This window comes from Anaerobiospirillum sp. NML120448 (assembly GCF_023050945.1).
Lineage (GTDB): Bacteria > Pseudomonadota > Gammaproteobacteria > Enterobacterales > Succinivibrionaceae > Anaerobiospirillum.
The window spans coordinates 23,355-34,022 of record NZ_JALKIM010000036.1 but is presented as its reverse complement, the minus strand read 5'-3'; the positions used below and the strand labels follow the sequence as shown (position 1 = coordinate 34,022).

The window sequence follows — 10,668 nt, the reverse complement described above, 5'->3', positions numbered from 1 at the left end:
AAAACCATGACATTATATCACATATAATGTCATGATTTATAGAAAAAATTATCTCCCAATAAACATTTTTTTCGATATAAATCTTGACTTTTAATAAATTACATGACACTGTTAGCTAACTTTTAGGTTTAAAGTCGTACTCATAATCAGTTTCTTTGTTGTTAAAACGGATCTTGTCTGAATCACGCCAAATATAGTTACCCTCAAAAGCCCAAGGGCCTGTCTTATAGCCGAGCCAGCCTTCGTAGCGATGGCAGTTCTCATCGATTTTGTTTTCTTGATTTTCTCGGGTGTACTCAAAGCGATAGCGAGCTGCCACATAAATGCCATTATCAAAAGTATATTGGACTTTAAATGATGGCTTATAAATAGCTTTATGATCACCAAACTCAATATTCATAGCAGGCTGAACAAAAATGTTAGAGTTGAGCTTGTACTTGTAGGAAACAGAAAACTCAGCGCCGTTAGACTCCATCTCGCTATAAGCTTCATCTTGAGAATCGCCACCTGATTTAGCCTTTGTTTCTACGCTATAGCCAAAGCCATTAGCGAAGGTATCAGAGAGCATAAAACGGTCTTTATGGGACTTGCCTACATCAACATATTCATGGCGATAGTCAATGGATAAAGCATAAGCATTAGTAGAGGCGCAAAGGGCTCCAGCAATAGCGCTAGCGGCCAAAGACACTTGAACAAGTGCGCATTTGATCTTATTCATATGGTAAAATTCATGTATTAGGTTTTTTGTGTGGACAGAAACAGTACAATTTTTTGTTTCTGCCCATCCTTGTGCCCCTAAATAAAATTCATCACCAAGCTTCTAATCTTGGGACTGGGACTGGGGCTCTTACCATCAACTTTTTGCAATGGATATGCCATTAGGCGCTAAAGTTGTTGCGCTCTCTATCTAAAGCCATTTCTCTACTTTTTCTTTAGTTTTACTCTTTGCAATTTTGCAATAACAATCTTATTAACCTTTCATTAATTTAACGCCTGATTTCAATTTCGTAATAGCACGCCTTGCTTGCAATACAGATATGAAAAAAGCCAAGCTCTTATATAAGAACTTGGCTTTTTCAATTAAACCAAACTTTGGCCCCAACCTAGCTTTTGACGCAGGATATTGTAATAGTCATAGCCTTCAGGGTGAATAAGCTTTAATGGAGTGTGATGTTGGCGCACACAAACTATACATTTGGTATCTGCTCTAATAGTTACCTGGCCATCACAGTTAATATTAACCCATTCAGGTACATCTTCTTTAAATTCAAACTCCACCTCAACACGGCTCTTGCCTGGAATAATAATAGGGGAGCAATTTAAAGATTGCGGAAACATAGGAACTAAAGAGAGCACATCTAAATGAGGCTCAATGATAGGGCCACCTGCGGATAAGGAGTAGGCAGTAGATCCTGTAGGGGTTCCTAAAATAATGCCATCTGCTCTTAATGAATATAAGAAGCTACCATTAATATTGACACGACAAACAATCATATGAGCCAAAATGCCAGAGTGAATTACTGTTTCATTCAAGGCTAGTGATTGGCCTATTTGCTCTTCAGCACCATCTTCATCTCTTCTAAAAACACGCACATCTAACAGCATGCGGTTTTCAGTAGTGTATTTACCCTCAACCACTTTTTTCAGGCATTTTTCTAAATTATGAGGGCTAACATCAGTAAGTAGTCCCAAATGGCCTCGATTGATGCCAAGCATAGGAACATCAAAGTCAACTAAGGAGCGGGCTGCTCCTAATAAAGAACCATCACCACCTACTACAATAATAAGATCAGCATCCCTAATGTAACGACGGGAGATAATAGGAACGTCTTCTAGATTAAAGCCCACAGCTGTGTTTTGGTCAATATATGCCTCAACACCCAAATTATTTAAGAGCTTAGCTACCTCAGAAATAGCTCCTCCAACAGGACGGTGATAGACCTTTGAAACGATAATAGCCTTTTGAATCTTTTTGTTAGGCTTGTGGCTATCGGCCATAGTGCTCATGACAACTCCTTGGTGCACAAATACCCTAAATAAATTGGTATTGTGTCAGCATACAATTAATGAGCATTCTAAAGCAAGTAAATTGCAGGATGTGCCTTAAAATAGATATCTTTAAATTATTTATAGCATTCTATGGTAGAAGAGCAATCATTGTTTGTGCCTAATTGTAAGATTTCGGACAATATAAATACGAAGTTTAAGGGGCAAATAGGCTTATATTAGGGCTATTTTAATTGATTAAAAAGGGACTAAGTGATATTATCGCCTTGCAAATTTTTCTTAAGAATTTGCTAGTTTTAACAACTGTTCTTTAACTTAAGTATTGCTTGACGGATGCCTTCGTAATGTTACAGAAACTTTTCGGCTTTGATCCTTCAGTCCATAATATTAAAACCGAGATTTTAGCTGGTGTAACCACATTCTTAACCATGGTTTACATTTTAGCTTTATCTCCTAATGTGCTATCTGCTGCTGGTATGGATAAAGGTGCTTTATTCACTACTACTGCTGTAGCCTCCATTCTCGCTACTTTCTTTATGGCTGTTTATGCCAAGCTTCCATTTGCGTTGGCTCCAGGTGTAGGTTTAAATGCCTTCTTTGCTTACACTGTATGTCTAACCATGGGCTATTCATGGCAGTTTGCTCTTACCGCAGTATTGATTGAAGGTATTATCTTTATCATTTTGACCATTACTAACGTACGTGAGCAAATTGTTAATGCTATTCCAATGACCTTAAAATATGCTATTTCAGCTGGTATTGGTTTATTCATTGCATTTATTGGCTTACAAAACGCTGGCATTATTGTTGATAATCCAGCTACTTTAGTAACTTTAGGTGATATTACCCACGGCCCTGCTTTATTAGGCTTAGTTGGTCTTTTAATTACCTCTGTGTTATTAGTGTTAAAGATCCGTGGTGCTTTATTAGTAGGTATCGTACTTACTACCTTAGTTGGAATTCCTTTAGGTGTTACTCACCTTGACTCTATTGTTGGTTTGCCTCCTTCAATTGAGCCAATTTTCTTCAAGTTCGAGTTTGAAAATATCTTAACTAGAGACATGGTTGTCGTAGTATTCACCTTATTATTTGTGGATATTTTCGATACTATCGGTACTTTAGTAGGTGTTTCTAACCGTGCAGGTATGATTGATAAGAATGGCCGTATTCCTCACCTTAAGAAGGCCTTCTTAGTTGATGCTGTAGGCACCACTGCTGGTGCTATGTTAGGTACCTCAACCGTTACTACTTTCGTAGAATCTGCCTCTGGTGTTGCAGAGGGTGGTCGTACTGGTTTAACCTCCTTTACTACAGCTGTTTGCTTTGCTATTTCATTATTCTTAGCCCCATTCTTCTTAGCTGTTCCTGGTGCTGCTACTGCTCCAGTATTAGTATTAGTGGGCTTAATGATGATGAGCCAAATTCAAAAGATTGATTTTGGTGATTACGCAGAGTCTATTCCTGCATTCATCTGTATTATTATGATGCCTCTTGCTTACTCTATTTCTGAGGGTATTGCTTTAGGTGCTATTTCTTTCGTGCTTTTACACTTATTAACTGGCAAGTATAAGCGTGTTTCCGTAGCTACCTGGATTTTAGCTATTGCCTTCATGGTTAAGTACTTAACTATGTAGTAAGAAGCAGAGAGTTACAAAAAAAGAAAGGTCTGGGCATGGGTATGTTCAGGCCTTTTTTGTTGCCATAACATTAACCACAAAATAAAAGGACAAGCCACAAGCTACTTGCCTAGAGATAGGTAGAGCAAGCTGCAGCTACAAGCCTATTACTTAGAGATGGGGAGAGTAAGCTAGAAGCTGCAAGCTAATTGCTGGGGAATAGATAGAGCTATGCAACAAGGCAATGGTGGTTTTACTTAGGAGATTATGTGAGTAGGAAGGTTGTTGTGTAGTGGGCGGGAGGTAGTTAAAAGATATGTTGTATCTAGTTTAAAGGCAAAAAATAAAAGGCCTAAGCCTTTTTATTTTTTCATCCCTGATGGCGGATGGAGTGAGATTCGAACTCACGGAGGACGTCAATCCTCGACGGTTTTCAAGACCGTTGCATTCAACCGCTCTGCCATCCATCCGCATCGGTTGGTGCGCACATTATACCTAAGTTTTTTTAGTATGCAAGTGTTTTAGCAATAATTTAGTAAAGCCATGCGAAAATAGTCAATTCCATGAAAAAAGGCAAGGTAAATACCTTGCCTTTTTGCGCTTTAAATAAGCTTTAAAATTTAGCTATTTTTAGCGTCTTTAATCATTTGGTGAAGCTCTTGAATTGAGTATACGGAAGCAAACTCATTCTCACCAATAGCATCTACAGTAGCAAAGGCAGCATTGATGGTGGTGCAGTAGCTTACACGGTGCTTAAGAGCGCCACGACGTAAGGAGCGGGAGTCTAATACAGACTGACGGCCCTCAGTGGTGTTAATAACCCAGTTATAACGAGCTGACTTAATAGCATCGAGAATATTTGGACGGCCCTCGTAAACCTTCTTAACACGAGTTACTGGTAAACCAGCCTCTTCAAGAGTCTTGAAGGTACCGCCAGTAGCGTCGAGCTCGAAACCTGCTGCAATTAACTTGCGACCAAGGTCTGCAAGTAATGGCTTGTCAGAGTTGCGAATAGAAAGTAATACACGACCCTTTCTTACAATCTCACTGCTAGCAGCTAACTGAGCCTTAGCATAAGCCTCGTGGAAGGTCTTAGCAGTACCCATTACCTCACCAGTAGAACGCATCTCAGGGCCTAAGATTGGATCAGAGCCTGGGAACTTGTGGAAAGGTAATACTACTTCCTTAACAGAGTAGTATGGTGGGATTACTTGCTCAGTAATGCCCTGTTGCTCTAAAGATACGCCAGTCATGATACGTGCAGCGATCTTAGCTAAAGGTAAAGAGGTAACCTTAGAAACAAAAGGAACAGTACGTGCAGCACGTGGGTTTACCTCAATGAGGTAAATCTCATTATCACGAACAGCTAACTGAACATTCATTAAGCCCTTAACGTCGAGCTCCATAGCAAGATCCTTAGAGATCTTAATAATGCGCTCTTTGATTTCATCAGTTAAGTGCCATGGTGGTAATACGCAAGCTGCGTCGCCAGAGTGAACACCACACTCCTCAACGTGCTCCATAATACCGCCGATAACTACGGTCTTGCCGTCGCATACTGCGTCTACGTCGATTTCAATAGCGTGATCTAAGAACTTATCTAAGAGCACTGGAGACTTGTTAGAAACCTTAACAGCCTCATTGAAGTAGCGACGTAAATCATCCTCGTCATATACAACTTCCATAGCACGGCCACCTAATACATAAGATGGACGAACTACGAGAGGGTAGCCAATCTGCTCAGCAATAGAAACAGCCTGATTTAAGGAAATAGCAGTGCCATTCTTTGGTTGTAAAAGTTGTAACTTTTCAACAGCCTCTTGGAAGCGCTGACGATCTTCTGCCTTATCAATAGCATCAGGTGAGGTACCGATAATTGGTACACCAGCCTTCTCAAGCTTGCGAGCAAGCTTAAGTGGGGTTTGACCACCAAACTGAACGATTACGCCCTCTGGCTTCTCAACACGAGCAATTTCTAATACATCTTCTAAGGTAACTGGCTCGAAGTATAAGCGATCAGAAATATCGTAGTCGGTTGATACTGTCTCAGGGTTGCAGTTAACCATAATGGTTTCAAAGCCGTCCTCACGTAAAGCCATAGAGGCATGTACGCAGCAGTAATCGAACTCGATACCTTGACCGATACGGTTTGGGCCACCGCCTAAGATCATGATCTTGCGACGGTTAGATGGGTTAGACTCACACTCTTGCTCATAAGTAGAATACATATAAGCAGTAGGGGTTGAGAACTCAGCTGCACAAGTATCAACACGCTTAAAGGTTGGATATACCTCGTGGAGCCAACGGCGCTCACGAACTAAATCCTCAGTGGTGTTTAATAACTCTGCTAAACGAGCATCAGCAAAGCCACGTGACTTAAGGTCACGCATTTCATTGGCATCGATAGACTTTAAGGTACGACCTGCTAAGCCCTTCTCGATATCAATAAGTTCCTTAATTTGTACTAAGAACCATGGATCGATGTGAGTGTACTCAAAGAGCTCCTCAACAGTCATTTCCATACGGAAAGCATCAGCGATGTACCAAATACGGTGAGCGCCAGCTTCCTCAAGCTCGTGTAATAACTTAGTACGAGCTTCCTTGTGGTTCATATCAAGGCGTGGGTCAAAGCCGCTCTTGCCAGTCTCTAAGCCACGTAAAGCCTTTTGTAAGGACTCTTGGAAAGTACGGCCAATAGCCATAACCTCACCAACAGACTTCATCTGAGTGGTTAAGCGGTCATTGGAATTAGGGAACTTTTCAAAGTTGAAACGTGGAACCTTGGTAACTACATAGTCAATAGAAGGCTCGAATGAAGCTGGAGTTAAATTGCCAGTAATATCATTGCCAAGCTCATCTAAGGTGTAGCCAACTGCAAGCTTTGCTGCAACCTTAGCAATAGGGAAACCAGTAGCCTTAGATGCTAAAGCACTAGAGCGGGAAACACGTGGGTTCATCTCAATGATAACCATACGGCCATCTTTTGGATTGATACCAAACTGTACGTTAGAACCGCCAGTTTCCACACCAATTTCACGTAATACTGCCATAGCAGCATCACGCATAATTTGGTATTCCTTATCGGTTAAGGTCTGGGCAGGGGCAACAGTAATAGAGTCACCAGTATGGATGCCCATAGGATCAAAGTTTTCAATGGAGCAAACAATGATGCAATTGTCCTTGCGATCACGTACTACCTCCATCTCGAACTCTTTCCAGCCGATTAAGGATTCGTCAATTAATAACTCATGGGTAGGAGAGCTCTCTAAACCCTTGGTACAAATAGACTCGAACTCTTCAGGGTTATAGGCAATACCACCACCAGTACCACCCATAGTAAAGGATGGACGAATGATACATGGGAAGCCAACTTCATTTTGAACCTGCCATGCTTCTTCTAAAGAGTGAGCAATACCTGAACGTGGGCACTCAAGACCAATCTTCTTCATGGCCTCATCAAAACGCTCACGGTTTTCAGCCTTATCAATGGTGTCAGCATTAGCGCCGATCATCTCGACACCATACTTAGCAAGTACACCCTCACGCTCTAAATCTAAAGCGCAGTTTAAGGCTGTCTGACCACCCATAGTAGGTAGCACTGCATCAGGGCGCTCTTTTTCAATAATACGCTCTACTACACGCCAGTCAATTGGCTCAATGTAAGTAGCATCAGCAATATTAGGATCGGTCATAATGGTTGCTGGGTTAGAGTTAACCAAAATAACGCGATAACCTTCCTCACGTAAAGCACGGCAAGCCTGAGTACCAGAGTAGTCGAACTCACATGCCTGACCGATGACAATTGGGCCTGCACCCAAAATCAAAATGCTTTTAATGTCCGTACGCTTTGGCATAAAACTTCCTCTAGTTCTCTACTTGTGGTTTTGACGCATCAGCTCGATGAAGTGATCAAAAAGTGGCTTTGGATCGTGTGGACCAGGACTTGCCTCAGGGTGTCCTTGGAAGCTAAATGCTGGAACATCAGTACGTTCAATACCTTGTAAAGAACCATCGAATAAGGAGAAGTGAGTGGCCTTTACATTTTCAGGTAAGGTGTCTTTATCAACACAGAAACCGTGGTTTTGTGAGGTGATGTAAACAGTATTTGTTGCTAGATCTTTTACTGGGTGGTTAGCACCATGGTGGCCAAACTTCATCTTAATGGTCTTAGCGCCAGAGGCTAAACCTAAAAGCTGATGGCCTAAACAAATACCAAAGAGAGGAATCTTTTGCTCAACAAAAGTCTTAATAGCCTCAATAGCATAAGTACATGGCTCTGGATCGCCAGGACCATTAGAAAGGAAAATACCATCTGGATTGTACTTTAAGGCTTCTTGAGCGCTAGTGGTAGCTGGCACAACGGTTAAACGGCAACCACGTTGAGCAAGCATGCGTAAAATATTACGCTTTACACCAAAGTCATAAACGACTACATGGAATGGTAAGGAGCTTGGATCCTGCTTTAAGTAGCCTTGACCTAAAGTCCACTCACCCTCAGTCCACTCATAGACCTCGTTGGTGGTCACTACTTTAGCTAGATCCTGACCCTTCATAGAAGGGCATTCTTGAGCAAGCTTAATAGCTTGTTCTGGAGTAATAGATGGATCGGTACATAAACAACCGTTTTGAGCACCCTTTTCACGTAAGATACGAGTAAGCATACGGGTGTCAATTCCTGCGATACCTGGCTTGTTATACTTAGCCAAGAAGTCACTTAAAGAAGTATCGGAGCGGAAGTTGGATGCAACAGATGATAAGTCGCGAACGATCAGGCCTTGAGCATAAATCTCTTTGGACTCCATGTCCTCGACATTAGTACCGTAATTGCCGATATGTGGGTAAGTTAAAGTAACTATTTGACCAGTATAAGATGGATCAGTAAGGATCTCTTGATAACCAGTCATTGAAGTATTAAAGACCACTTCGCCAGTTTGAATGACACCTAAAGCGCCAAAGGCCTTGCCCTTGAAAACAGTGCCATCAGCGAGTGCAAGGATTGCGGTACTTGCCACAAATACCTCCAAAATTTCGAGCTGATAAAACCGACTTTAAGAAGAGTGATAAGAGCATAGTGTTGTAATGAGCAGACTAAAACACAGGCAGCTGATAACCATAATAAGCATAAATTTTATGCAGCATTAAGGGGCTAGATGTTGATACAACTAACCTAAGAAAAATGGTTAATCAAAGGAGATGCTCTAAAGGCAGGAGCTCAATTAAACCTCGGTGCCTTCTAAATTTAGTAAATGCCTTTTGATATAAAAGCCTCTGTTGGTTACTAAATTAGTGGAAATGATTAATAGTTAATCATAGTCCATTGTCATCTCTAGAGCTTTAATTAAGCCTGTAGTTATAGTGGGCTGCAGGAAGTAAAAAATCTTAAATAAGCTCAAAAATAATTAAGCTTGTGTGATGTTTTGTTCCTATGCTCGAACACACGACAGCCAAAGTCTCATGTATTTTAGCGAAATTGCTCACAAAATCAAGTTAACAATGAGGCTTTTCTAAGTAATATTAAGTTATTCTAAGCAAATTTTATTTTCCCTGCTTCACATTTTACAAAATTGTAAAATCACGCCCGAATATCAGCTTATATCTAGGTTTGCGCTCAAAGGTGCACCAGTTAAGACTTTATGATTGCCAATAGCTTTTTATATACGAGTAGAAATGAATCAGGCCCTAGCAAAATTGCTAAGGCCTGATTCTATGAAAAAAAGATCACTTATTTGCGCTTGTTGTTTGAACGCTTAGTGCTGGCGTTTTTGTTTGAGGTAGCTTTTGGTCTTTGGGTGGTAACCTGAATAGCACATGGAACCAGCTTAAGCTCTTCTTTAGATAAAGAGCAATGATTACAGGCCTCAATAAAAGGTGCATCGTACATCTTTCTAATGCGCTCACGGCGAGTGGCACTATCAAGTTCTAATAAAGGTACATAATCTTGCTCTGGCATCTCAATTAAGCCTAAGTACTTGGCGTGAGCAGAGCGTGGGCAGTGGTGGAATTCGCCATTCCAAACATGGCGGCAATTGTTAGGACAATTTTGGTACACAACAGCTTTTTGTTCATCGCTAAGATGACGATCATGGGTATCTCCCATGTCAAACCATGAAATATCAGCTGGAGTAGATTGGACTAGTACGCCATGGTCTAAGCAATGTTTCACAATGGCATCATACTTAGGGGCTAACTTAGAACCATAATTAGAAAAGAAGAATGAGCACTTAGTGTTATTAGCCATAAGAGCTAACAAATCGTCTTTTGGCACCAAGGTAGCATTGCTAACAATTTGAATGTGCTGAATCTTTGGTAGCGTTAGGACAAACTCAAAAAGCTTAGTAAAGTCTTTTTGCATTAAAGGCTCACCACCCATCAATCTTAAGGTCATGATGTGATCAACCGACTCAACAAAAGCCACAATCCAAGATTTAACAGCCTCTAGATCCATAGGCTTAGCTTTGCCTTGGTAGTGCTGCATAAAGTTAGCACAATCTCGGCACTTTAAAGTACATTGGGCCGAAATACAAAACTCAACATAAGGAATGATCAAAGGTGGGTCAACCTTAGCCATTTCTTTAGCTACTAAGGCATAGAGCATATCAAACTCAACAGATTGAGGATTTTCTAAAGCTTTAGTTAATTTTGCTTTCTTATAGCAATACTCAGTTAAGAGGTCTTGAGAAACAAGCTGTTGATAATTTTGTGGCATAGCTATCTTTTCCACTAAATAGTTGAGTTAATAATAAGTCCACTAAGATAAAAGCCATTGTTGGCTTAAATTTGCCTTATTCTACTAAAATCACTATTAGAGTAGAAATCATTTTGCGCCCAACTAATAGAAGTTCTTAATTACACAAAACAAACTCCACCTCCTGCCTACGCATGACATAGTAAGCTGAGCTATTAATGCCCCAGCCAAAACCAAACCAACACCAAAATCAAAAGTAAACATAGGGTCTCCCTATTAATTAAGTAGCTTTCCACTACTAACCAATTATGAATGTTCTCTGCTTTAGTAGCCATGGCATTGGCATCAGCATTGGTATTG

The 10,668-nt window shown here is 40.7% G+C and carries 6 protein-coding genes and 1 tRNA gene; 1 reads left to right on the top strand and 6 read right to left on the bottom strand.

The genetic code is table 11. From position 1 onward, the window contains the following. Positions 1–115 precede the first annotated feature (115 nt). Together MXE38_RS07405 and MXE38_RS07400 are read right to left on the bottom strand one after the other, a co-directional pair. A complete protein-coding gene (locus MXE38_RS07405) occupies positions 116–718 on the bottom strand; it encodes an oligogalacturonate-specific porin KdgM family protein (RefSeq protein WP_246913595.1) in 603 nt (200 codons plus the stop codon). Positions 719–1,080: 362 nt separating this feature from the next. Next, complete coding sequence (locus MXE38_RS07400) at positions 1,081–2,007, bottom strand: NAD(+)/NADH kinase (protein ID WP_246913594.1); 927 nt, start codon at positions 2,005–2,007, stop codon at positions 1,081–1,083. 344 nt (positions 2,008–2,351) lie between these two features. Between MXE38_RS07400 and MXE38_RS07395 the strand changes: the two genes are divergently transcribed. Then, positions 2,352–3,641 carry an NCS2 family permease gene (locus MXE38_RS07395; protein WP_246913593.1) on the top strand — a complete coding sequence of 430 codons (1,290 nt, stop codon included), beginning with the start codon at positions 2,352–2,354 and terminating at the stop codon, positions 3,639–3,641. A 362-nt stretch (positions 3,642–4,003) separates the two neighbouring features. On the opposite strand, the gene MXE38_RS07390 is transcribed toward MXE38_RS07395, so the two are convergent. The 4 genes from MXE38_RS07390 to MXE38_RS07375 form a co-directional block, all read right to left on the bottom strand. Next, positions 4,004–4,093: transfer RNA gene (locus MXE38_RS07390), tRNA-Ser, on the bottom strand. Positions 4,094–4,243: 150 nt separating this feature from the next. Then, positions 4,244–7,477 (bottom strand): carbamoyl-phosphate synthase large subunit, encoded by a 3,234-nt coding sequence (gene carB / locus MXE38_RS07385; RefSeq protein WP_246913592.1) that lies wholly within the window; start codon positions 7,475–7,477, stop codon positions 4,244–4,246. 18 nt (positions 7,478–7,495) lie between these two features. After that, positions 7,496–8,635, bottom strand: coding sequence for a glutamine-hydrolyzing carbamoyl-phosphate synthase small subunit (carA, locus tag MXE38_RS07380; protein ID WP_246913591.1), 1,140 nt, complete (start codon positions 8,633–8,635; stop codon positions 7,496–7,498). 710 nt (positions 8,636–9,345) lie between these two features. Then, positions 9,346–10,329: a radical SAM protein gene (locus MXE38_RS07375; RefSeq protein WP_246913590.1), complete on the bottom strand. Its 984-nt coding sequence runs from the start codon at positions 10,327–10,329 to the stop codon at positions 9,346–9,348. Between the last annotated feature and the right edge of the window lie 339 nt (positions 10,330–10,668).